This window comes from Xanthomonas sp. A1809 (assembly GCF_017746015.1).
GTDB classification, from domain to species: Bacteria; Pseudomonadota; Gammaproteobacteria; order Xanthomonadales; family Xanthomonadaceae; genus Xanthomonas; species Xanthomonas euvesicatoria.
Genome location: NZ_JAGHWZ010000002.1, coordinates 42,028 through 65,067, shown reverse-complemented (window position 1 = coordinate 65,067; position 23,040 = coordinate 42,028). Strand labels below are relative to the sequence as shown.

18 protein-coding genes and 1 pseudogene are annotated in these 23,040 nt (G+C 65.7%); 2 read left to right on the top strand and 17 right to left on the bottom strand.

The genetic code is table 11. The annotated features are described in order from the left end of the window. The first annotated feature begins 23 nt into the window (after nt 1–23). Nucleotides 24–893: a crotonase/enoyl-CoA hydratase family protein gene (locus J7396_RS00825; protein WP_011347215.1), complete on the top strand. Its 870-nt coding sequence runs from the start codon at nt 24–26 to the stop codon at nt 891–893. A gap of 12 nt (nt 894–905) precedes the next feature. On the opposite strand, the gene J7396_RS00820 is transcribed toward J7396_RS00825, so the two are convergent. The 6 genes from J7396_RS00820 to J7396_RS00795 form a co-directional block, all read right to left on the bottom strand. Further along, the gene (locus J7396_RS00820; RefSeq protein ID WP_011347214.1) at nt 906–3,086 is read right to left on the bottom strand and encodes an ATP-binding protein; all 2,181 of its coding nucleotides are present in this window, start codon (nt 3,084–3,086) and stop codon (nt 906–908) included. Between the two features lie 7 nt (nt 3,087–3,093). Further along, entirely contained in the window at nt 3,094–3,723 is a 630-nt protein-coding gene (locus J7396_RS00815) for an RpfH protein (protein ID WP_209260814.1), read from the bottom strand. 1 nt (nt 3,724) lies between these two features. Further along, the gene (locus J7396_RS00810) at nt 3,725–4,861 is read right to left on the bottom strand and encodes a two-component system response regulator (protein WP_007963604.1); all 1,137 of its coding nucleotides are present in this window, start codon (nt 4,859–4,861) and stop codon (nt 3,725–3,727) included. A 140-nt stretch (nt 4,862–5,001) separates the two neighbouring features. Next, nucleotides 5,002–6,519, bottom strand: a complete 1,518-nt coding sequence (lysS, locus tag J7396_RS00805) for a lysine--tRNA ligase (RefSeq protein ID WP_008571485.1) — start codon at nt 6,517–6,519, stop codon at nt 5,002–5,004. Nucleotides 6,520–6,722: 203 nt separating this feature from the next. Continuing rightward, nucleotides 6,723–7,848 (bottom strand): peptide chain release factor 2 gene (gene prfB / locus J7396_RS00800; RefSeq protein ID WP_104613799.1). Its coding sequence is split into 2 segments (ribosomal slippage): nt 6,723–7,772 and nt 7,774–7,848, totalling 1,125 coding nucleotides; the frame shifts between segments, so codons are not numbered across the junction. A gap of 246 nt (nt 7,849–8,094) precedes the next feature. Then, the gene (locus J7396_RS00795) at nt 8,095–9,042 is read right to left on the bottom strand and encodes a LytTR family DNA-binding domain-containing protein (protein WP_029819297.1); all 948 of its coding nucleotides are present in this window, start codon (nt 9,040–9,042) and stop codon (nt 8,095–8,097) included. A 159-nt stretch (nt 9,043–9,201) separates the two neighbouring features. Here J7396_RS00795 and J7396_RS00790 point away from each other — a divergent pair. Further along, a pseudogene (locus J7396_RS00790) lies at nt 9,202–10,415 on the top strand (acyltransferase family protein). Between the two features lie 73 nt (nt 10,416–10,488). Here J7396_RS00790 and recJ read toward each other — a convergent pair. From recJ to J7396_RS00735, 11 genes are all read right to left on the bottom strand, one after another. Further along, nucleotides 10,489–12,228, bottom strand: a complete 1,740-nt coding sequence (recJ, locus tag J7396_RS00785; RefSeq protein ID WP_031422444.1) for a single-stranded-DNA-specific exonuclease RecJ — start codon at nt 12,226–12,228, stop codon at nt 10,489–10,491. Then, a complete protein-coding gene (locus J7396_RS00780) occupies nt 12,225–13,145 on the bottom strand; it encodes a hypothetical protein (RefSeq protein WP_008571480.1) in 921 nt (306 codons plus the stop codon). The genes recJ and J7396_RS00780 overlap by 4 nt, the downstream gene beginning before the upstream one ends. A gap of 16 nt (nt 13,146–13,161) precedes the next feature. Next, nucleotides 13,162–13,626, bottom strand: a complete 465-nt coding sequence (gene greA, locus J7396_RS00775) for a transcription elongation factor GreA (RefSeq protein WP_003486289.1) — start codon at nt 13,624–13,626, stop codon at nt 13,162–13,164. Nucleotides 13,627–13,634: 8 nt separating this feature from the next. Further along, a complete protein-coding gene (gene carB, locus J7396_RS00770) occupies nt 13,635–16,877 on the bottom strand; it encodes a carbamoyl-phosphate synthase large subunit (protein ID WP_029819293.1) in 3,243 nt (1,080 codons plus the stop codon). Between the two features lie 8 nt (nt 16,878–16,885). After that, complete coding sequence (locus J7396_RS00765) at nt 16,886–17,329, bottom strand: hypothetical protein (RefSeq protein ID WP_078537339.1); 444 nt, start codon at nt 17,327–17,329, stop codon at nt 16,886–16,888. Then, nucleotides 17,329–18,453, bottom strand: coding sequence for a glutamine-hydrolyzing carbamoyl-phosphate synthase small subunit (carA, locus tag J7396_RS00760; protein WP_029819292.1), 1,125 nt, complete (start codon nt 18,451–18,453; stop codon nt 17,329–17,331). The genes J7396_RS00765 and carA overlap by 1 nt, the downstream gene beginning before the upstream one ends. Nucleotides 18,454–18,693: 240 nt before the next feature. Then, nucleotides 18,694–19,410 (bottom strand): 4-hydroxy-tetrahydrodipicolinate reductase, encoded by a 717-nt coding sequence (gene dapB, locus J7396_RS00755; RefSeq protein WP_071118603.1) that lies wholly within the window; start codon nt 19,408–19,410, stop codon nt 18,694–18,696. A gap of 670 nt (nt 19,411–20,080) precedes the next feature. Next, complete coding sequence (locus J7396_RS00750; protein ID WP_033478477.1) at nt 20,081–20,800, bottom strand: MOSC domain-containing protein; 720 nt, start codon at nt 20,798–20,800, stop codon at nt 20,081–20,083. Continuing rightward, nucleotides 20,797–21,999 carry a PLP-dependent aminotransferase family protein gene (locus J7396_RS00745; RefSeq protein ID WP_209260813.1) on the bottom strand — a complete coding sequence of 401 codons (1,203 nt, stop codon included), beginning with the start codon at nt 21,997–21,999 and terminating at the stop codon, nt 20,797–20,799. The genes J7396_RS00750 and J7396_RS00745 overlap by 4 nt, the downstream gene beginning before the upstream one ends. 225 nt (nt 22,000–22,224) lie before the next feature. Then, entirely contained in the window at nt 22,225–22,725 is a 501-nt protein-coding gene (locus J7396_RS00740; protein ID WP_008571472.1) for a hypothetical protein, read from the bottom strand. Nucleotides 22,726–22,785: 60 nt separating this feature from the next. Then, complete coding sequence (locus J7396_RS00735) at nt 22,786–23,040, bottom strand: DUF6587 family protein (RefSeq protein ID WP_008571471.1); 255 nt, start codon at nt 23,038–23,040, stop codon at nt 22,786–22,788.

The following is a 23,040-nucleotide window of genomic DNA, read 5'->3' as shown; positions in this document are numbered from 1 at the left end:
GACGGTCATCACGGAGAACCACCATGTCTGCAGTTCAACCCTTCATTCGCACCAACATCGGCTCGACCCTACGCATCATCGAAGAACCGCAGCGTGACGTGTACTGGATCCATATGCATGCCGACCTGGCCACAAACCCGGGGCGTGCCTGCTTTTCGACGCGCCTGGTCGACGACATTACCGGCTATCAGACCAACCTTGGTCAACGCCTGAACAACGCCGGCGTGCTGGCTCCGCACGTGGTGCTGGCATCGGACAGCGATGTGTTCAACCTGGGCGGCGATCTGGCGCTGTTCTGTCAACTCATTCGCGAAGGCGACCGTGCTCGACTGCTTAATTACGCCCAACGCTGTGTACGCGGTGTGCACGCGTTCCATGTCGGCCTGGGCGCACGCGCGCACAGCATCGCCCTGGTGCAGGGCAATGCCCTGGGCGGCGGATTCGAAGCGGCGTTGAGCTGCCACACCATCGTCGCCGAGGAAGGGGTGATGATGGGATTGCCCGAAGTGCTGTTCGACCTGTTCCCGGGGATGGGCGCCTACTCTTTCATGTGCCAGCGTGTCAGTGCGCAACTGGCGCAAAAAATCATGCTCGAAGGCAATCTGTATTCTGCCGAGGAGTTGCTCGGCATGGGCCTGGTCGATCGCGTCGTGCCGCGCGGTCAGGGCGTGGCGGCGGTCGAACAAGTGATCCGCGAAAGCAAGCGCACGCCGCATGCCTGGGCGGCAATGCAGCAAGTGCGCGAAATGACCACGGCGGTGCCGCTGCAGGAAATGATGCGCATCACCGAAATCTGGGTCGATACGGCGATGCAGTTGGGCGAAAAGTCATTGCGCACCATGGACCGTCTGGTTCGCGCGCAATCGCGCCGCTCAGGGCTTGACGCCGGCTGATGCGTCGGCGGGCTATTCACTACTCCGGGGGGAGCGCTCGTCGTCGTTGGCGCTTTGTACGCGCGCGGCGAGTGCATCCTTTCCGGTCTGCAATTGGTCGCGCAACGCCGACAGCCGCTGTCGCCATTCGGCCTGCAGCTGCCAATCGGCCATGCGCATCAGCTCACCGCCACTGCCGGCCAATTGGGCCAGCCCCAGATTGCTGGCAACGCCGCGCAATGCGTGGGCGCTTTCGCGCAATTGCTCCCAATCCGAGCGCGTGCCATCGCGCTCGATCGCGCCCACGCAGTTGTGCGCATCATCCAGACACTGCCGGACGAACTGACGTTCGAATTCTTCGCCCATGCCCAACGCCGCCAGTTCGTCCAGCACGCTGGCATCGAGCACGCCTTCGAAACTGGTCGATGCCTGCACCACCGTCGCCGGCGTCGCCAGCGCACGGGTGCTGACGGCGAGTTCGGCCAGCGTATCGAGCAGCTTGGCAGCCACCACGGGCTTGGCCAGGAACGCGCGTGCGCCAGCTTGTTCGCAGGCGCGGATCGCTTCTGGCGTGACGTCGGCACTGAGCACCACCACCGGGGTGTAGCGCATGCCGCTGGCCTGCATCACGCGCAACTGCTTGAGCATGTCCAGGCCGCTCATGCCCGGCATATGCAGATCCACGATCACCGCATCGAAATCCTCCTCGGCCATCGCGTCCAGCACCTGCTCGGCGCCGTTGACGCACGCCACCTTATGCCCTGCCTTCTCCAGCAATCGCTGCAACACCATGCGATTGGCTTCATGGTCGTCGGCCACCAGCATGCGCATGCTGCGCACGCGCGCGCGGTGACGCAGGAACGGGTTGGAAAAGGCGATGACGTTGGAGGCTTCCAGCTCGTCGGGAGTCTCCAGCAACGCCCCGACCGGCGAGCGAGCCGGCGCCGCCGTCTCCAATACGCCGATCTCCAGCGGTAGCTCGAACCAGAACACGCTGCCGCCGGATGGATTGGGCGCAAAGCCAATCGCGCCGCCCATGGCCTCAACCAGGCCCTTGGCGATCGTGGTCCCCAGGCCGGTACCTTCATAGCGGCGCGACAAACCCACGTCCGCCTGCTCGAACGCCTCGAACAGGCGCGGACGCATGTCCATCGGCACGCCGATGCCGCTGTCTTCGACATCGAAACGCAGCCGCATCGTGTCGGCACCATTGCCGGAAACCCGCGCGACCCGCAGCAGCACATGCCCGTGCTCGGTGAACTTGACCGCATTACCCAACAGGTTGAGCAACACCTGGCGCAGATGGCCGGTGTCGCCCTTGAGCAGGTCCGGTACGTCAGTGGCCACCTCGGTAGCGTAATCCAGTCCGCGTGTCTTGGCCTGCGGCTGCAGAATCATGTTGACCGAGCCGATCATCTCGCGCAGCGAGAAATCGCGGCGATCGATGCGGATCTTGCCCGCCTCGATCGCAGAAATATCGAGCACTTCTTCCACCAGCGACAGCAGGCTGCGCGCCGAGGCCTGGATGGTATTCAGGCATTCCTTCTGCTCTGCATCCAGACGCGTGGTGGCCAGCACTTCGGTCATACCCGACAACCCATTCAACGGGGTGCGGAATTCGTGACTCATATTGGCCAGGAAACGGCTCTTGGCCTGGTTGGCATGCCGCGCCTCGCGTACCGCGCGCGTCATCGCACGCAACAACGAGTCGAAGTACAGCGGCACGGCGATCAAGCCCAGCAACAACCCCCAGCTCAGATAGGGATTGGCCTTCCAGTAAGGCGAAATCAGGATCGCGCTGAGAAAACTCAGGCTGGCCATCGCCGTGGCGGCACGCAGATAGGGACTGCCGTAGCGCAAGCCATTGCCGATGGTCACCCACATGCAGACCGCATACAGCGGCGAAGCCGGTTCGCCCTGGATTGCCATGATTGCGCCGGTGCAGGTGTAGTCGAGCACCATGCCGATCAGGCGACGCGTGTGCGACACGTGCGGCCGCAGCAGGATCGCCACCATCAGCCCCAGCGACACCACCAGCTCGCCGACCAGGATCAACCAGGTGGCCATCAGCGTATCGCCATGGGTGTGGTGGTAGCGCCACCCCAGGTAAGAAATGAACAGCGTGGTGATGATGATGCGGATCAGGTTCTGCGCGTGTTCCGAATCCGCCCGCCCCGAAAGACGCCGCTTCAACCATGGCAATGGAGACTTCATAGACGCCTCAGACCTGCGGTCGCTTCGATGGGGATGAAAGTGGGCCGCGCGGTCCTGCAGCATCGGCGCCATGGGCATACGCGGCGATACGCGCAGCGGCATCGGCACTGTCCTGCATCAGCCGCAACAACGACAGAGGAATGACCACCAGCGCCGCCAACAGGGCGATCCCGAGCTCGATCCGCTGTTGCCAATACGGGCCATTGGCAAGCGTCGCGCCAAAACTGAGCACGGCCATGGCCACCGCCGTGTGCAGTGCATGCCTGCCAAAGCGCAAGCCATTGCCGATCGTGACCCACATCACCACCACGTACAGGCAGGCCATCGGAGCGGCGAACCAGGTCATCGCCAGACTGAGCAGGCCATAGTCCGCCAGCATGCCGAGCGTCCGGCGCAGGTGCGAGGGCCGCGGCTTCGCAACGATCCACGCAAACAGCAGCAATGCCCCACCGTGCCCGATCGCGACCAGGCACAGCAATCGCTGCAGATGGCCATCGCTCAGTTGCCAATGCGGGGCGCAGACCAGCGTGTAGGCCAGGATCAGCCAGAGCATCACGATGCGCACCACCGCCTGACCGTGCTCGCTGTCGGGGCGCCGTGCGAGTCGCCGACGCAGCTGGGCAAGCGCCGCCCTCACCTCACACCCCGGGTCGCGCCGATGCGGTGGAGAACTCGCCACAGATCTGCTCCAACTGCGCGCGGCCGCGCAACAAGGCATCCACGCAGCGCGGGTCGAACAGGCGGCCACGTTGGGCATACAGATAGGCCAGCGCGGCGTCCATGGTCCAGGCCTCCTTGTACGGGCGCGGCGACAGCAAGGCGTCGAACACATCCGCCACTGCGACGATGCGCGCTTCCAGCGGAATCGCCTCACCGACCAGGCCATCCGGATAACCGGTGCCGTCATAACGTTCGTGGTGACGCAGCGCAATCAACGCGCCGACCTGGATGAAACGGTTCTGGCTGCCGCTGAGCAGCTCGTAGCCGATGCGCGGATGGCGCCGCATCACGCTCATTTCGTCATCGGTAAGCTTGCCGGGCTTGAGCAGCACCGAATCGGGAATGGCGATCTTGCCCATGTCGTGCAGCGGTGCGGCCATCTCGATGATGCGCACCTCCTCTTCCGACAGCCCCAGTTGCTCGGCGATCAGGCCGGCCACGTGCGACATGCGCTCCAGGAACGCGCTGGTGCCCGAATCGCGATACTCGATCGCGCGCGCAAGCCGCGACAGGGTTTCGCGCTCGCGCTCTTCGACCTCGTTCATGCTGGCCAGCAGGCGCTGCTCCAGCGACAACGCGCGTTGCTTGACGCTTTCGCTCTGCTGGCGCAGCTGCAGCAGGTTGGAGCAGCGCGCCCGCAACTCGCGCGGACGGATCGGCTTGACCAGGAAGTCGATCACGCCCGCTTCCAGCGCCGCCTGACGAATCGGCTCATCGCCCACGATGGTGATCAGGATGATCGGAATATCACGATGGCTGGGCAGCCGGCGCAGCCGACGCGCGAATTCCAGACCGTCCATGCCCGGCATGCGGTAGTCCAGCAGCAACAGGTCCACGCGCCCGGCTTCGCACCAGGCCAGGGCGTCGAGCGGATCGCCGAAGTCGTAGACCTTGAGCTCCGGCGCAATGTCCTCGATGACATGGCGCAGCATCGTTCGCGCGGACATCTGGTCATCGACAATGACGATGTTCAATCCCAGATCCGCCTTTTCCGCCCAGCTTCCCCATGTATCCGTCGACAATGCGCCGCCCGGACCCCCTAAAACATCCTGCATAGCCGTTGCTCCTCTATCTCGAGAACGGAAAAGCGATGACGCCGGCCCCTGTGCCGACTCCCCCGAACGATACGCTGTTCGAGGCTCCGCCCTAGCATATGCAGTATCTGTGCCGTCGGCACACCGCCGGCACAAAAAAATCAGGCTTCCGGACGCATATACGGGAACAGCAGGACATCGCGGATCGAGGTGCTGCCGGTCAGCAGCATCACCAGACGGTCGATCCCGATGCCCAGGCCGCCGGTCGGCGCCATGCCGTACTCCAACGCACGGATGTAATCGGCATCGAAATGCATCGCTTCGTCGTCGCCACCGTCCTTGGCCTGCACCTGCGCCTGGAAACGTGCGGCCTGGTCTTCGGGGTCATTGAGCTCGGAGAAGCCGTTAGCCAGCTCCTTGCCGTTGATGAACAGCTCGAAGCGGTCGGTGTACCCCGGCTCGGTGTCGCTGGAACGCGCCAGCGGCGACACTTCGACCGGGTGGTCGGTGATGAAGGTCGGCTGCACCAGGGTGTGCTCGACGGTGGCTTCGAAGATCTCCAGCAGCAGCTTGCCCCAGCCGTAGGACGGCTTGACCCGGATCTTCAGCCGCTCGCAATGGCGCAGCAGCGCCTCCCGGTCGGTGCAGTCGGCGGCGCTGATCTCCGGATTGTGGTGGCGAACGGCCTCATCCATGCGCCAGCGCCGGAAAGCCGGCGCCAGATCGATATCGGCGCCATCCCAGCTCACCTGGGTGGTCCCCAGCACCGTCTGTGCGGTGTCGCGGATCACCTGCTCGGTCAGGTCCATGATCTGGTGGTACGTGGCATAGGCCTCGTAGAGCTCGAGCATGGTGAACTCGGGGTTGTGCCGGGTCGACACGCCTTCGTTGCGGAAGTTGCGGTTGATCTCGTAGACACGCTCCAGCCCACCGACCACCAGACGCTTGAGATACAGCTCGGGGGCAACGCGCAGGTACAGATCCAGGTCCAGCGCATTGTGGTGGGTGGTGAACGGCTTGGCCGTGGCGCCGCCGGGGATGTAATGCATCATCGGCGTTTCCACTTCCAGGAAGCGGCGCGCGTCCAGCCAGGCGCGCATGGCGCGGATGATCTTGGAGCGCTTGATGAAGACCTCGCGCGCTTCGGGCGTCACGATCAGGTCGACATACCGCTGGCGGTAACGTTGCTCCACGTCCGACAGGCCATGCCACTTGTCCGGCAACGGGCGCAGCGACTTGGTCAGCAGGCGCAGCGCGCCGGCCTTGACCGACAGTTCGCCGGTCTTGGTGCGGGTGAGCCCACCCTCCACCGCCACGATGTCGCCCACATCCCAGCCCTTGAACGCGGTATAGGCATCGCCGAGCACATTGCCCTGCAGGAACAGCTGCACACGCCCGGATTCGTCCTGGATCTGCGCAAAGCTGGCCTTGCCCATCACCCGCTTGGCCATCAGGCGGCCAGCCATCCTGACCGTGCGCCCGCTGGCTTCCAGCGCTTCAGGGGTCCAGGTGTCGGCGTCGGCGAATTCTGCCTGCAGGTCGCCGGCGAAGTGTTCGCGCACGAAGTCGTTCGGGTAGGCGATGCCCTGCCCGCGCAACGCGCCCAGTTTCGCGCGACGCTCGGCGATGAGGCTGTTCTCGTCGGCGGGGATCTGCGGCGCGGGGGTCTGCTCGGTCATGGCGGGGATCGGTCTGCTTGGGTCGGGCGGGTGCCCGGGGGAATGAGGAACCGGCGGTGCCGGCACGCTTATTTACAACGATGACGTGACGAAGGCACGCGGTCACCGGGTTACCCGAAAGCCGCATCGCATTGGCAACGCTGCGTCACAGGCACTGCAGCGATGCGCCAGGATGCCGTCGCAACGGCGACCTGGCGCGGCGGTCAGGCGTCCAGGCGTTTGGACCCTGCTGCCAGACCGGCCTTCAGGCTGGCCTCGACGAATTCGTCCAGGTCGCCGTCGAGCACCTTCTGCGTATCGCTGCGTTCGATGCCGGTGCGCAGGTCCTTGATGCGGCTCTGGTCGAGCACGTAATTGCGGATCTGGCTGCCCCAGCCGATGTCGGACTTGGTCGCTTCCAAGGCGTCCTTCTCGGCGTTGCGCTTCTGCACTTCCAGTTCGTACAACTTGGCGGCCAGCATCTTCATCGCGTTGTCGCGATTCTGGTGCTGGCTGCGACCGGTCTGGCAAGCGACCACGGTATTGGTCGGGATGTGCGTGATACGCACCGCCGATTCGGTCTTGTTGACGTGCTGACCACCGGCACCGGAGGAGCGATACACGTCGGTACGCAGGTCGGCCGGGTTGATGTCGATCTCGATGTTGTCGTCCACTTCCGGCGACACGAACACCGAGGTGAAGCTGGTGTGCCGGCGGTTGTCCGAGTCGAACGGCGATTTGCGCACCAGCCGATGCACGCCGATCTCGGTCTTCAACCAGCCGTAGGCGTATTCGCCCTCGATGCGCACGGTGGCCGACTTGATGCCCGCCACTTCGCCACCGGAGACTTCCATCAGCTCGGTTTTCCAGCCGCGCGATTCGGCCCAGCGCAGATACATGCGCAGCAGGATTTCGGCCCAGTCCTGCGCCTCGGTGCCGCCGGCGCCAGCCTGGATGTCGACGAACGCGTTGGCGCTGTCCATCTGGCCGGAGAACATGCGCTGGAATTCCAGCTTTTCGACATGCGCCTGGTAGTTGTCCAGATCGGCGATCACCGCCAACGCAGTGTCTTCGTCCTGTTCGCTCTCGGCCAGCTCCAGCAGGTCGCCTGCATCGGCCAGGCCCGACAGCACATCGGCAATGCCGATCACGGTTTTTTCCAGCATCGACCGCTCGCGGCCCAGGGCCTGCGCGCGTTCGGCGTCGTTCCACACATCCGGGCTTTCGAGCTCCCGGCTGACTTCCTCTAGACGCTCTTTCTTGGCGTCGTAGTCAAAGATACCCCCTGAGCGAGAGCACGCGATCGTTGAGATCGGTGATGCGCTGGCGGATCGGATTGGTTTCGATCATGACGGACTTCCGGCAAACAAGCGGGATAGTTTAGCAAGCGGGCGGCGACGGCGGAACGCGGTGGAACCGTGGCCGCGCGCGCTGCAACACCCGCCACACCCCAGGCGCCTGGCTGCCACGCGCGAACGCAGGTTCCGTCGATGGCCACCGTCGCGCGTCGGTGTCGCAGCAGCTGCGACCTGGGGGCACCTGGGCCAGGGACGAAGTTGGGACCAGACGCTGGTCACCCCGGGCGCGCAGCAGGGGTCAGACCACCAGTGCGTCAGGTCTCGGAGCAGCAGCGCCCTGCCCGGCATGGGTCCGCAGACCTGCCAGGTGACTGCGACTGCACGGCAGCACGCTGGCATCGCGCAGATGGACGCGCGCGTCGCCGGAATCGGACGGCTCGATCGCCTGCACCTGCCCCAGATTGACCAGATAGCTGCGGTGGATGCGCACGAACACGGCCGGGTCCAGCTTCGCCTCGATTGCCGCCATGGTGCTGCGCAACGGGTAATCGTGACCGCGCACATGCAGGTTGACGTAGTTGCCCGAGGCCTGGATCCACTCGATATCGGCGGTCGCGACCAGGAAATCGCGTCCCAGCTTGCGCACCAGAAAACGCTCCGGGCGATCCAGCGGCTCCACTGGCGGGCCTTCGTCAGGTGCGGCGAGCAGGTGCGCCTCGCCCTGACGGCGCCGTGCGTACCAGGCCAGTGTGTGCTGCACCGCCACCAGCAGCGCAAAGGTGCGCAGGTCCTTGGACAGCTCGTAGACCCACTGCAGCCAGCCGCCGAAATCGTAGTGTGCGCCGGCCAGGGCATAGACCAGCATGCGCAGCACCACCATGCCAGCGACATGCAGCAGCCACCAGCCCAGTGCCGCCATCACATACGCCGGCAGGCGTCGCACCCAGACATCGGCATGCAACGGCCAGCGTGCGCAGAGCCACACCACCGCCGGCAACAGCAACAGCACTGCGGTGGCGCTGCTCAGCTCCCAGCTCAGCACCTGCCACACCACGATGGGCTGGCCATCGCGGCGCGCGGCAAGCCAGGCGGTCCAGACGTTGCCCAGCGCGCTCAGATAGAACACCAGCGACCAGATCACCACCGCCCAGCGCGTGGCAGCGCGGCTGGCGCTGTCGTGGAGGATTGGCGGGCGCGTCCCGGTCGATTGCATTGCACACGTCCGCTGTTGGCAGCTGCCGATCATAGAGGCCTGCGCGGCAAGGCGAAACCGCCATCCCTGCCATCCCGATTCGTCCCCGGGTGGGCACGACTGGTCACTGCGGGCCGGGCTTTCCACCCCTGACACCACTGCTGGAGCGGGGCCGCGGGCAGGATGCATCCACTTCTTCACCAGCTACCGACCATGACCGAGCGCCGCCACGATATCGACGCCTTGCGCGTTTTCGCCTTCGCCCTGCTGATCCTCTACCACGTGGGCATGGCCTATGTGTCCGACTGGGGGTTCCACCTCAAGAGCGTGCACACGGCCGAGTGGCTGCAGTGGCCGATGATCGTGCTCAACCGGTGGCGCATGCCGTTGTTGTTCATGATCTCCGGCATTGCGATCGGGTTGTCGCAGCCGCAAGCCGCGCCGTGGCGCTTCGCGTTGCGTCGTTGCGGGCGGTTGCTGCCGCCCTTGCTGTTCGGCATGTTCGTGGTGGTGGCGGTGCAGGCCTACTGCCAGGGCGTGAGCAAGGGCAAGGTCGCCACCGGCTTCGGCAGCTTCCTGCTGCGCTACTGGCAGGTGCGCCCCTGGCCGGCCGGCAGTTTCGATGGCTGGGAACACGGCATTACCTGGAATCACCTGTGGTACCTGGCCTACCTGCTGCCCTACACGGTGGCCCTGATGGCGCTGGTGTCGCTGGCCAGGCTGGTGCGGCTGCCGGCCTTACCGCCGCTTCCCGCCGCAGTGGTGGTGCCCGCCCTGCTGGTGTTGCCGATCCTGTGGGAAGCGTTCTGCGTGATGTGGGTGATGCCGCGCCATCCGCCGACCCATGCGTTGGTGGGCGACTGGTTCGTGCATGCCGAATCGTTCCCGCTGTTCCTCTTGGGCTATCTGTTGGCACGCAGCGAACGCTTCTGGCAGCTGGCCGTGCAACTGCGCTGGCTCACCCTGGTCACTGCGGTGCTGGCCATTACCACAGAGTTGGGCATTCGTTATCTGGGCATGCACGTGCAGCCCGCGCAGCTGCCGCCGGCATTGGCCGCGCTGCCATGGGAAAGCCTGGAACACACCCACGCGCGGCCTACACCTGGCTGGCGCTGCTGGCCTTGCTGGGCTGGGCCAAGCAGCGTTTGAACCAGCCGTTCCACTGGCTGCCGTATTGCACCGAAGCGGTGTTCCCCTGGTACATCCTGCATCAGAGCCTGATCATTGTGGCGCTGTACTGGTTGATGCCGTTGCAGTTGAACGCCTGGCTGGAACCGATCCTGGTGATCGCCGCCACGGTGATCGGCTGTCTGGCGCTGCATGAGTACGTGATCCGGCGGGTGCGTTGGTTGCGGCCGTTGTTCGGCTTGCGTGGGCGCACGCAGGCTGCGCCGCGCCGGCTCGGTGTTACGGCAGTCGCGTCGTAACAATCTCGCCAATCGCACGTTCGAGACGACGCCAAGCGACTGTCACAAACCTGGGCGGCGATCAGATCGCAGATCAGCCAGTGACGGTCACCGGCTCGCAATGCTCCACGATCAACTGCACCGCCGTGCCGCCGCGGTAGTCGTCGGCGACCAACCGATACGCCAGCCGCACCAAGCGCGCTGGGTCGCTGCCGCGCCAGCCGTTGAAGTGGATGGCATTGAGCGGCTCGGCGCGCCCGGGGCACCGCAGGGTCAACTTGAGGTGGCGGTCCTTGAGTACGCGGTGCTGCAGCACCTCGAACTGACCATCGAACAGCGGTTCTGGAAAGCCCTGCCCCCACGGACCGGCCACGCGCAGCGCTTCGGCATGCAGGTGATCGAGTTCGTGCGCGGCCAGTTCGCCGTCGCTGTGCAATTGGGCATGCAGCAGCGAGGCATCCACCATCGCCGTCACCTGCGCCAGGAAGGCCTGCTCGAACGTGGCCAATACCGCATGGTCGATACTCAACCCGGCCGCCATCGCATGGCCACCGAACTTCTGGATCAGCCCGGGATGCCGCGCGTCCACCGCCGCCAGCACATCGCGGATATGCAGGCCGGGAATCGAACGCGCCGAGCCACGCAACTGGCTGCTGCCCGGCTCGGCCGGTGCCAGGGCGATCACCGGGCGGTGCAGGCGGTCCTTGAGTTTGGAGGCCACCAGACCGATCACGCCCGGGTGCCATTCGGCATCGAACAGGCATGCGGCGATCGGCAATGCACCATCGCCATCCAGCACCACCTTGGTGACGGCGTGCTCGGCATCGTCGGTCATCAACTGCTGCACCGCGCGGCGCTCGGCGTTGATCTCTTCCAGCGTGCCGGCGATCTCGCGGGCCTGGCTCCAGTCTTCACTGAGCAACAGTTCGATGCCCAGCGCCATGTCCTCGAGCCGACCGGCGGCATTGAGGCGCGGCCCGAGCGCAAACCCGATATCGCTGGCGCTCAACCGCGCCACATCGCGGCCGCTGGCATCGATCAAGGCCCGCAACCCGATGCAGCCCTTGCCCTCACGCAGGCGACGCAATCCGGCCGACACCAGCGCACGGTTATTGGTGTCCAGCGGTACCAGATCGGCAACGGTACCGACTGCGACCAGATCCAGCAGCACCGACAAATCCGGCTCGGCGCGCCCGGCGAAGGCGCCGCGTTTGCGCAACACGCTGCGCAATGCGAGCAACACATAGAAGATCACCCCGACCCCGGCCAGGGTCTTGCTGGGAAAGGTGTCTTCGGCCAGGTTCGGGTCGACGATCGCATCGGCCGGCGGCAGCATCTCGCCCGGCAGGTGGTGGTCGGTGACCAGCACCGTCCAGCCGCGCGCCTTGGCTGCGGCCACGCCGGCGTGACAGGCGATGCCGTGATCGACGGTGACCAGCACATCCGGCTGCAACGCCGCCAGTTCGTCGACCAACGCAGGCGACAGGCCATAGCCGTGCACCATGCGATTGGGCACGGCGTGGTGCACATCCAGCGCACCGAGCATGCGCAGGCCGCGCACACCTACGGCGCAGGCGGTGGCGCCATCGCAGTCGAAATCGCCCACCACCAGAATGCGCCGTTGCTGCGCGATCGCATCGGCCAGTAGCTCGGCGGCCACGCCGCTGTTGTGCAGCAATTCCGGCGACAACAACTGGCCCAGTCGCGGCTGCGCGCCTTGCGCATCGGTGACGCCACGCGCTGCATAGATGCGACGCAGCAGCGGCAACATGGTATCGGGCCAGCTGCCGGCCTGCCCGGAGGGGCGCCGGACGATCCGCGGAGGCGACGTCATTGCGCCAGCTGCACCCGCGGCTTGCGCCAGAAACGCCAGCGCTGCGCATGCGTGAGCGCTACGCTTTCGCCGTCCTGGAAGTCCAGCACCAGCCGATCCAGTTCGCCGCGCGCCATCGCCGCCAGCAGCGGCGCCACCGCATCGTCGCTGAACTGCTGCAGCGAACGCAGATGACGCAGATCCACCAGCGCATCGACGCGTTGTTCGCCCTGCGCATCGGCACCTGCCGCCAGCGCCAGCGCGCGCAGCAGCGATTCGCGACTGCGCACCTGGCGATGCGGCGAACTCACCGCGTGCGGCAGGACGCCGCCACCCCAGAACCACAGCGAATTGATGGCCGGCTTGCCGCTGGCGACGCGACCTTCATTCCAGGGATGTTGATGCAGCAGCACCTGCGCTTCGGTCAGCAGGGCCCGCCAGCGGCGCCCGCTGTCGCCGGCCGGCAGGTGCTCGAACAAGTCGTCGCCAATGGCGACATCCGGCGGTGCGAAGTCCGGCAACTTCGCATCCGGCGACAGGCGCAGATACCAACGCGAGGGCGTGGGCGCATCCAGCAGAAAGCCAGCATCGCCGAACATCGGCTTGAGGATGGGCAAGAGCACCGCCAGATCGTCGGCGGTGGGGCCGAGCGCCTCGCCGTAGCCCATCAGCCGCGCACCCTGCATGTCCGGCACCACATAGGCCGGATCCGCGCGCACCCAGGTGGCGCCGGCGGCATCGCCGGCATCCAGCTGGCGCGTCAACGCCGCCACTGGCCAGTGCGCCGGGGTCAGGCTGAAATGGCGCTGCAATTGCGCCACTTCGCCGGCATCGGCGCTGTGTCCGTCGGCGCGCGCAAGCGCACGCGCCACTGCCGTGTCGCCCAGGGTTCCGGGCAGACGGCGTTTTTCCGGCAGCAGCAGCGTGGCGGTGGTCATCGCGCAGTGATGCCGGTCAGTCCAGGTAGGCGACGCTGACGACTTCGTACTCGCGCTGGCCGGCCGGCGCATCGATGGTCACCGAATCGCCTTCCAGCTTGCCGATCAGCGCGCGCGCCAGCGGCGAGGAGATCGCGATCAGGCCCATCTTGATGTCCGCCTCCAGATCACCAACGATCTGGTAGCGCTTCTCTTCGTCGGTTTCGGTATCGGCCAGCGTCACCGTGGCGCCAAACACGATTTTGGTGCCGGCCGACAACTTGGTGATATCGATGATTTCGGCATGCGAAAGCTCGCTTTCTAGCTGCTTGATGCGGCCTTCGATGAAGCTCTGCTGCTCGCGCGCGGCGTGGTATTCGGCATTTTCCTTCAGGTCGCCGTGCGCACGCGCTTCGGCGATCGCATTGATCACCTCGGGGCGCTTGACCGACTTCAAATGCTCCAGCTCTTCGCGCAGGCGCTGCGCGCCCTTCGATGTCATGGGTGCTCTCATGCTTCCAGCTCCTTGTGCAGTTCCTGCAGCGACCACACAGGGCCGGTGCCGCGGAATTCCAGCGATTGCACCAGCGCCTTGGCGCCGGCGACAGTGGTCGAATAGGTCACGCGATGCTGCAGCGCTTCGCGGCGGATCGAGAACGAATCCGAAATGGCGGCGCGACCTTCGGTGGTGTTGACGATGTAGACGATCTCGCCGTTCTTGATCGAATCGACGATGTGCGGGCGGCCTTCGGCCACCTTGTTGACGATTTCGCAGCTCAGCCCGTTCTGCTGCAGCCACGCACCGGTACCGCGCGTGGCCACCAGCGTGAAGCCACGCTCCACCAGCGCCTGCGCCACCGGCAGCACGCGCTGCTTGTCCGGGTCGCGCACCGAGACGAAGGCCTTGCCGACCGGCGGCGCCTTGATGCCACCGGCTTCCTGCGCGCGTGCGAACGCGGCGCTGAAGCTGCGGCCCACGCCCATCACCTCGCCGGTGGAGCGCATCTCCGGCCCGAGGATCGGGTCCACACCCTGGAACTTGGCGAACGGGAAGATCGCTTCCTTCACCGAGTAATAGTCCGGCACGATTTCCTTGGTGGCGCCCTGCTCGGCCAGCGTCTTGCCGGCCATGCAACGTGCAGCGATCTTGGCCAGCGGCATGCCGATCGCCTTGGACACGAACGGCACCGTGCGCGAGGCACGCGGGTTCACTTCCAGCAGGTACACGATGTCGTCGCCCGCTTCGTTGACCTGCACCGCGAACTGGGTGTTCATCAGGCCGACCACGTTCAAGCCTTCGGCCAGCATCACCACCTGGCGACGCAGCTCGGCCTGGGTCTGCGGCGAGAGCGAATATGGCGGCAGCGAGCACGACGAATCGCCCGAATGCACGCCGGCCTCCTCGATGTGTTCCATCACCCCGCCGATCAGCACGTTGCCGTCCTTGTCGGCAATGATGTCCACGTCCACTTCCACCGCATTGTCCAGGAAGCGGTCCAGAAGCACCGGCGAATCGTTGGAGACCTTGACCGCATCGCGCACGTAGCGCGCCAGGTCGGACTCGCCGTAGACGATTTCCATCGCACGGCCGCCCAGCACGTAGCTCGGGCGCACCACCAGCGGGTAGCCGATTTCGCGTGCCAGCACCAAGGCTTCTTCGGCATTGCGGGCGATGCGGTTTGGCGGCTGCTTCAGGCCGAGCTTGTCGACCAACTGCTGGAAACGCTCGCGGTCTTCGGCCAGGTCGATCGAGTCCGGCGAAGTACCGATCACCGGCACGCCGTTGGCTTCCAGCGCACGCGCCAGCTTCAGCGGAGTCTGGCCGCCGTACTGCACGATCACGCCCTTGGGTTTTTCCAGCTCGACGATTTCCAGCACGTCTTCCAGCGTCAGCGGCTCGAAGTACAGGCGGTCGGAGGTGTCGTAATCGGTGGAGACGGTTTCCGGATTGCAGTTGACCATGATGGTTTCGAAACCATCATCGCGCAGCGCCAGTGCCGCGTGCACGCAGCAGTAATCGAACTCGATGCCCTGGCCGATGCGGTTGGGGCCACCGCCCAGGATCATGATCTTGTCGCGATCGGTCGGCAGCGCCTCGCATTCGTCCTCGTAGGTCGAGTACAGATAGGCCGTGCTGGTGCCGAATTCGGCAGCGCACGAATCCACGCGCTTGTAGACCGGCCGCACCTTCAGCGCGCGGCGCAACGTGCGCACCGATTCTTCGTTGCTGCCGATCAGCTGCGCCATGCGCGCATCGGAGAACCCGGCACGCTTGAGCATGCGCAGGCGCGGTGCATCCAGCGCCGCCATGCCGTCGTCGGCCAGCTGCTGTTCGTGGCTGATGATTTCTTCGATCTGGTCCAGGAACCAGGGGTCGATGAACGACAGCGCATACACATCGGCCACCGTCATGCCGGCACGGAACGCATCGGCCACGTAGAACAAACGCTCCGGGCCCGGTGCCTTGAGCTCGCGCTTGAGCGTGGCGATGTCGTCTTCGCTGCTCAGGTCCAGGCCGGTCGGATCCAGGCCGATCTTGCCGGTTTCCAGGCCACGCAGCGCTTTCTGCAGCGATTCCTGGAAGGTGCGGCCCATCGCCATCACCTCGCCCACCGACTTCATCTGCGTGGTCAGGCGCGCATCGGCCTGCGGGAATTTTTCGAACGCAAAGCGCGGAATCTTGGTGACCACGTAGTCGATCGACGGCTCGAACGAGGCCGGGGTCAGACCACCAGTGATCTCGTTCTTCAATTCGTCCAGCGTGTAGCCCACTGCCAGCTTGGCGGCGACCTTGGCGATCGGAAAACCAGTGGCCTTGGAGGCCAGCGCCGAGGAACGCGACACACGCGGGTTCATTTCGATGACGACCACGCGGCCGGTGGTCGGGCTGATGCCGAACTGCACGTTCGAGCCGCCGGTATCCACGCCGATCTTGCGCAGCACCGCGATCGAGGCATCGCGCAGGCGCTGGTATTCCTTGTCGGTGAGCGTCTGCGCCGGCGCCACGGTGATCGAGTCGCCGGTGTGCACGCCCATCGGGTCCAGGTTTTCGATGGCGCAGACGATGATGCAGTTGTCGGCGGTGTCGCGCACCACTTCCATCTCGAATTCTTTCCAACCCAGCACCGATTCTTCCACCAGCACTTCGGTGGTCGGCGACAGTTCCAGGCCGCGGCCAACGATCTCGATCAGCTCTTCGCGGTTGTAGGCGATGCCGCCGCCGCTACCGCCCAGGGTGAAGCTGGGGCGGATGATGGTCGGGTAACCGACGCGGGTCTGGATCTCCAGCGCTTCTTCCAGCGTGTGGGCAACCGCCGCCGTCGGGCAATCCAGCCCGATCTCGCCCATCGCCACGCGGAACAGCTCGCGGTCTTCGGCCATGCGGATCGCTTCGCGCTTGGCGCCGATCAGCTCGACGTTGTACTTCTCCAGCACGCCGTGGTCGGCCAGGTCCAGCGCGCAGTTCAGCGCGGTCTGCCCGCCCATGGTCGGCAGCAGGGCATCGGGCTTTTCCTTGGCGATGATCTTTTCGACCGTCTGCCAGTTGATCGGCTCGATATACACGGCGTCTGCCATGTTCGGGTCGGTCATGATGGTGGCCGGATTGCTGTTGACGAGCACCACGCGGTAACCCTCGTCGCGCAGCGCCTTGCACGCCTGCGCGCCGGAGTAGTCGAACTCGCAGGCCTGGCCGATGACGATCGGGCCGGCGCCGATGATGAGGATGGTTTTAAGGTCGGTGCGCTTTGGCATGGGGGTCCTCAGTAAAGTCGGTCCTGCCACGCCGTAGCGGCGAGCCAGGTAATTTGGTCGGGCGATCGGGCATTGATCGCGCCATGGTCGACCGCGGCGCGAACCTCTCGCTGCATCGCGGCCCAGCTGGGAGCGGCGGCGCCGATGCGCGCGCCAATCCCGTTGTTATGCGCATCCATCGCGCGGCTCGGCGTGCCAACGCCACCGCGTTCCATCACGGCAGTCACCCAATCCACGCAACGCGGGGACAAGCTGTAGGCGACGATGGCGCTCGCAAGACTGTGTCGGTAGGCATCGGCCGGGCCGTTGCGCCCGCCGGGGAGGCCTGAACCCAGCCACTGCGAATACACCGCAACCAACACGAAGGCCGGATACGCGGACAGCGCCAGCATCGCCAACGCAAACACCCGCCAATGGCGTGTGCGCGGCAGCGAGGCCAGCCCCGTTTTCATCAGGCGCGTGCCGCCATCAGATCCACGAACCGATCGAACAACGGCCCCACATCGCGCGGTCCCGGCGAGGCTTCCGGATGGCCCTGGAACGAGAACGCCGGTGCGTCGGTGAGCGCGATGCCCTGGTTGGTGCCATCGAACAACGACCGATGGGTCACCCGCACATTGGCCGGCAAGGTGCTTTCATCCACCGCAAAACCGTGGTTCTGCGAGGTGATCATCACCCGGCCGCCGTCCAGATCCTGCACCGGGTGGTTGGCGCCGTGATGGCCGGTGGTCATCTTCAGCGTCTTGGCGCCGGCGGCCAGCGCCAGCAACTGATGGCCCAGGCAGATGCCGAAGGTCGGCACCTTCTGCGCGATCAATTCCTTGATCGCATCGATCGCGTAGTCGCACGGCTCCGGGTCGCCCGGGCCATTGGACAGGAACACGCCATCGGGTTGCAGCGCCAGTACCTCTGCCACCGGCGTGCGCGCCGGCACCACCGTGACGTCGCAGCCGCGCTCGGCCAGCATGCGCAGGATGTTGAGCTTCACGCCGTAGTCGTAGGCCACGACCTTGTATTTGGCCGGCACGCTGACGAAGGCGTTGGCATCCAGATCCAGCTGGCCCTCGGTCCACAGGTAGGTCTTCTCGGTCGAGACCACCTTGGCCAGATCCATGCCTTTCAGGCCGGGGAATTTGCGCGCCGCTTCCAGTGCTTTTTCGACGTCGATCTCGCCCGCCATCAGCGCACCGTTCTGGGCGCCCTTCTGCCGCAGCAGGCGGGTCAGCTTGCGGGTGTCGATGCCGGAGATGGCGACTACACCGCGGGCCTGCAGCCATTCCGGCAAGGCCACCTGGCTGCGCCAGTTGCTGGGGCGGCGCGGCACATCGCGCACGATCAGGCCGGCCGCCCAGATCTTGCGGGCTTCGTCGTCCTGATCGGTGAAGCCCGTGTTGCCGATATGCGGATAGGTCAGCGTGACCATCTGGCGGGCGTAGGAGGGATCGGTCAGGACTTCCTGGTAGCCGGTCATGGCGGTGTTGAACACCACTTCACCGACGGAAAGCCCGTTGGCGCCTACGGATTCGCCCTCGAACACGGTGCCGTCTTCGAGGACAAGGATTGCGGGTTGGGTCACGTGGGGGTCTCGCTCTGGCTGCCTGGGACTCCGATGCGCTCCCGGCCAAATTCCGGTTGCAGCAAAGCGCGGACGCGGTGCTGGGGACCGGTCCGACGCTGGTTCGGGCAAGCGAGAATTGTAAAGGCAACTGCCCCGCCATGCCAGTCTGAAGAGCACCGGATGCAGTCGCGGCAGCAATGCCGAGGCATGAATAGGCCGCGGCGTGCGGCTACCGTTCATGCATGGCTGCAGGCGTGCTTACAGCACCAGATCGCGCACGCGGTAGCTGCCTGCCGGCTTGCCGATCAGCCGCTTGGCCGCATGCAGGGCACCGCGCGCGAAGATGTCGCGGTTGGTTGCGCGATGTACCAGTTCGACCCGCTCGCCCAGCCCGGTGAACTGCACTGTGTGTTCGCCGACGATGTCGCCGGCACGCAAGCTGACATAGCGCGGCTGCGCGCCGCTGCCGGTCGCCGCTTCGCCCAGCGTCAACGCGGTGCCGGAGGGCGCGTCCTGCTTGTGCACGTGATGCGCTTCGAGGATGTCGCAGTCCCAACCCGGCAAGGTGCCGGCCGCGCGCTCCACCAGCTCTGTCAGCACCGCAACGCCGAGACTGAAGTTGGAGGCCCACACCAGCGGGATCTGCTGGGCGGCATCGCGCAAGGCCGCACGCTGCGCCTCGTCGAGCCCGGTAGTACCGGACACTAACGGCTTGCCGCGCTGTGCGCACAACGCCAGGATCGGTGCGAAGCCCTGCGGCAGACTGAAATCGATGGCCACATCGAACGCAGGCGCGCCGCCGAGTTCGCTGGCAGCGAAGAACGGCACCCCATCGACCACGCGCTGGGAGGGCGAGCGGCCCACCACGGCGCCAACCACCTGCAAGGTCTGGTCTTCGGCGGCCAATCGCAGCAACGCCTTGCCCATCCGCCCGGAGGCCCCGTGGATCAGAACTTTCACAGCAGAGGTTGTCATGGCGGCGGCTGGTTTGGCGATGGGGGTGGTACACGATAGCCGGGATTGGGGATTTGCGATTAGCGAGTCGTCACCGCGGCGCCGCATTGCGCACGATGCGGCATTGCGTGGTGAGGCGACCGGTCGCCTTCGGGGCGGGCGACGAGGCCTGGCGAACGGCTCCTGGATGGGTGCTGAGAAGTAGCGAGCCGCGGGAATGCAACCGGACTTTGCCGACTCCGCACCCGGCACGCACCCAACCATGTAAGCGGTGATGTCGGCCGCTCTACGCGTGGCTATCGCAACGTAGCGCGCCATCGTCACGCGGGCGTGGACTGCGCGGCGCAAGCGCGTGACGTGCTGCATTAGCCAAGGACGCAGCGACCACATCCGCCTGACACTGCGCAGCAGCTTTGTCAGCCGCGCTTAGAGCGTTTTATGCGCCTTGCGGTGAGCGCGAAGCGTCCCGTGGCGCGTTAAGAAGGCGTGCGCCTTACCAAGGCTGGCCTCCTGGGCAAGGCGCGCAACGCGGCATCGGCGCGTCAGAGGGCGCTTCCCGGAGGGTTGGCCGCCAGCGGCACGGAGCGCGCGCCGCGCGGCTTGCGTTGGCGCCAGCCAAGCCGGCGCCGCTCCGCATTTGCTCCGTGCCGCTGGCGGCCGACGCACCCCATCCCAACGTGCATAACGCGCTCTAATCGCCGACACCTTCCAGCCGCTTGCTCCAGCTTTCCACTTCGCTACGCTGCAGGCGGCGTTCGAAAAGCGTGCGCCAGGACGGCACAAGCGGCAGCTGCAATACCGCGGTGACAGCTGCAACATCGACCTGACGGGCGTACAGCACCTGCTGAAGACGCGACAGCGGCCAATCCGGATGCGGCCGCGCCTGCAGGGTCAGCAGGTCGCCGGCCGCGACGCTGCCCGGCTGCAGCACGCGGTAATACCAACCGGTTCGGCCGGTTTCCTGTACACGGCGCGCCAGCTCGCGCACACCAAAACGGTCCGACAGCTTCCAGCACGGCTGTCGCAACTGCGACACCTCCACCACCGCCGTGCCCAAGGTGAAGCGATCGCCAAGACAGACATCGGCTTCGGTCACGCCCACACTGCTGAGGTTTTCGCCGAAGGCACCTGCCGCCTCCAGCAGCACGTGCGGACCAAGTTCGTCGCGCCAGGCGGCGTAGTGATCGCGCGGGTAATGATGGATGGCCTTGTCCGGCCCGCCATGCACGCGCCGGTCGCCCTGCTCGTCGCCCTCCAGGCCTTCGAGGCCGACCTGCACCGCTCCCTGCAGCGGACGTTTGTCGATCGCACTGCGGCTGCCAGGTCGAGTGAAGTCGCGCGCGCTGCCGATGGCGACGTGGTCGATCCTGATCGCGATCGGCGCACCCTGCTCTGCGGTCGCCATCGTCACGCACCCAGCCCTGGCAATTCGGCCAGCGCCTCGCGCAGCAACTCGCCCAGCACCTGGATGCCGGCATCGATCTTCTCGCCCGGTACGGTGACGAACGACAGACGCAGCGTATTGGTCTGCGGCAAGGTGGCGAAAAACGGCGCGCCGGGTACGAACGCGACATTGCGTGCGATGGCCCGCGCCAGCAACGCGGTCCCATCCAACCCTGGCGGCAAGGTCACCCACAAGAACATGCCGCCCTCCGGGCGATTCCACTGCACCTGCGACGGGAAGTGCCGGTCCAGCGCCTCCAGCATCAGGCTGCACTGGCGCGCGTACAGCGCACGGATCTGCGGAATATGGGTCTGGAGAAAATCGTCCTGCAGTGTCTGGTACACCACGCGCTGGGTAAACGATGGGGTATGCAGATCGGCCGCCTGCTTGGCCTGGATCAGCTTGCCCAACACCGCTTCGGGCGCCACCACGTAGCCCAGCCGCAGGCCGGGCGCGAGCACCTTGGAAAAGGAGCCCATGTAGATGACGCCTTCGGGGTTCATCGACAACAGACTCGGCAACGGCTGCCCGCTGTAGTACAGCTCGCCGTACGGGTCGTCTTCGACAATCGGCACGCCTGTCTCGGCAGCACGCGCCACCAAGGCCTGGCGACGCGCCAGCGGCAAGCGCCGGCCGGTGGGATTCTGAAAATTCGGCAGGCAGTACAGAAAGCGCGCATCGGCCAGCAGCGCCGGATCCAGCGCATCCACCACCACACCGTCCTCGTCCGAGGGCATGCCAACGAAGGCGGGCTGGAACAACGAAAACGCCTGCAGCGCGCCCAGGTAGCTCGGCGTTTCCACCAACACCTTGCTGCCTTCGTCGATGAAGACCTTGCCGAGCAGGTCCAGGCCTTGTTGCGAGCCGGTGGTGATCAGCACCTGGCTGGGCCGGATGCTGGCGCCATCGCGACTCAGCCGCGCGGCCACCCATTCGCGCAGCGGCGCATAACCTTCGGTTGGGCCGTATTGCAAGGCCGCCTGCGGGGCGTCGCGCAGCACCTTGTCGCTGGCAGCGCGCATGCGCTCCACCGGAAAGGTGGCCGGCGACGGCAGGCCGCCAGCGAAGGAAATGACCTCCGGCCGTTCGGTCACCTTGAGGATTTCGCGAATCGCCGAACTGGTCAGCGCCTGCGCACGTCGGGAGATCTGGAAGGAAGTCGTCATGGCGCAAGCATAGCGAACGCCAGTGGTTGCGGCGCTGTGCAGTGCAGCGACGGAGCGCTGGCCGCTCGCCTGGCCCGGCACGGAGCCGGGAGACCGGCAGCACGTCGCCGGCAATCGCCAGCCAACCGTGGAGCGCGCATTGCAGCTGCCCTGTCCGCATCGCACAGGCCGCATCCAGCGACGACCGCGCCGCTGGGGCAAGCGCAGTCGCTTGGTCAGCTGCGCTTATTGATACGCCGGGCCGACCCAGGCCGTGCCTTCGCTGTGGGCGATGAGCGTCTTCCAGCGCTTGCGGATCACCTTGTCGCGTGTGCGAAAGGTCATGCGCACGCCCGGCAGACCGAGCGTGGCACGCGTTTCGACCATCGCCGAATGTTCGTCTGCGGCGATATCGATCTTGGTGATGGACTGTTTGTAGTCGATCAGCTCTTCCGGATCGGCCACGTGGCTCATCTGCCGCAGCACCTGCGCCCATTCGCCGTTGGATTTGCAATATTTCTCGCGGTTGGCGGTCTGCCGCTGCTGATGGGAATCCATGCGGTACAGCACCACCATTTCGAATTCCGGCGCGGTCATTGCGCAGAGCGCCTCGCCGTCCTGGCTCAACATCGCCTTGTCGTGCGCGGCATAGAAATCGCGCACCTGCTTCTCGTCGAGCGCGTTGCCGCCATAGTTATAGAGACCCGCAACGGCGGCCAGCACCGCCAACAACACCAGCAAACGCATCACCGCCCCCTTGTCTGGCCGCGTCCTGCGGCCGCGCAAGTGTAGACCAGACGACGGGGGTCAATGGCTGCGGGGCGGTGTCGGGCCGCAGCTGTCGCAACCACCGCAGGCGGAGACGTTTTGGGCGGCAGGCGGTGCTACGCGACGCCCCAGTGCCTGCACCCATGCCGGCCGCCCGCTGCGCAGCAGCCCAAGCGCGAGCGCGCCACGCAGGCGACGCAGCACACCGGGAAACTGTTTCTTCATCACCACCCACAGGCTGACCAGCACTGCGATGGCGATCACCAGGTATTGCAGCGTAAGCGAAAGCGTCAT

Bases quoted from the DNA above. Each gene is read 5' to 3' on its own strand.
- carB (WP_029819293.1), bottom strand. From the start codon at position 16,877: ATGCCAAAGCGCACCGACCTTAAAACCATCCTCATCATCGGCGCCGGC.
- J7396_RS00795 (WP_029819297.1), bottom strand. From the start codon at position 9,042: ATGATCGGCAGCTGCCAACAGCGGACGTGTGCAATGCAATCGACCGGG.
- J7396_RS00810 (WP_007963604.1), bottom strand. From the start codon at position 4,861: ATGCAGGATGTTTTAGGGGGTCCGGGCGGCGCATTGTCGACGGATACA.
- J7396_RS00745 (WP_209260813.1), bottom strand. From the start codon at position 21,999: ATGACGACTTCCTTCCAGATCTCCCGACGTGCGCAGGCGCTGACCAGT.
- greA (WP_003486289.1), bottom strand. From the start codon at position 13,626: ATGACATCGAAGGGCGCGCAGCGCCTGCGCGAAGAGCTGGAGCATTTG.
- J7396_RS00820 (WP_011347214.1), bottom strand. From the start codon at position 3,086: ATGAAGTCTCCATTGCCATGGTTGAAGCGGCGTCTTTCGGGGCGGGCG.
- J7396_RS00825 (WP_011347215.1), top strand. From the start codon at position 24: ATGTCTGCAGTTCAACCCTTCATTCGCACCAACATCGGCTCGACCCTA.
- J7396_RS00740 (WP_008571472.1), bottom strand. From the start codon at position 22,725: ATGCGTTTGCTGGTGTTGTTGGCGGTGCTGGCCGCCGTTGCGGGTCTC.
- recJ (WP_031422444.1), bottom strand. From the start codon at position 12,228: ATGACGTCGCCTCCGCGGATCGTCCGGCGCCCCTCCGGGCAGGCCGGC.
- J7396_RS00735 (WP_008571471.1), bottom strand. From the start codon at position 23,040: ATGACGCTTTCGCTTACGCTGCAATACCTGGTGATCGCCATCGCAGTG.
- J7396_RS00765 (WP_078537339.1), bottom strand. From the start codon at position 17,329: ATGAAAACGGGGCTGGCCTCGCTGCCGCGCACACGCCATTGGCGGGTG.
- lysS (WP_008571485.1), bottom strand. From the start codon at position 6,519: ATGACCGAGCAGACCCCCGCGCCGCAGATCCCCGCCGACGAGAACAGC.
- dapB (WP_071118603.1), bottom strand. From the start codon at position 19,410: ATGACAACCTCTGCTGTGAAAGTTCTGATCCACGGGGCCTCCGGGCGG.
- J7396_RS00780 (WP_008571480.1), bottom strand. From the start codon at position 13,145: ATGACCACCGCCACGCTGCTGCTGCCGGAAAAACGCCGTCTGCCCGGA.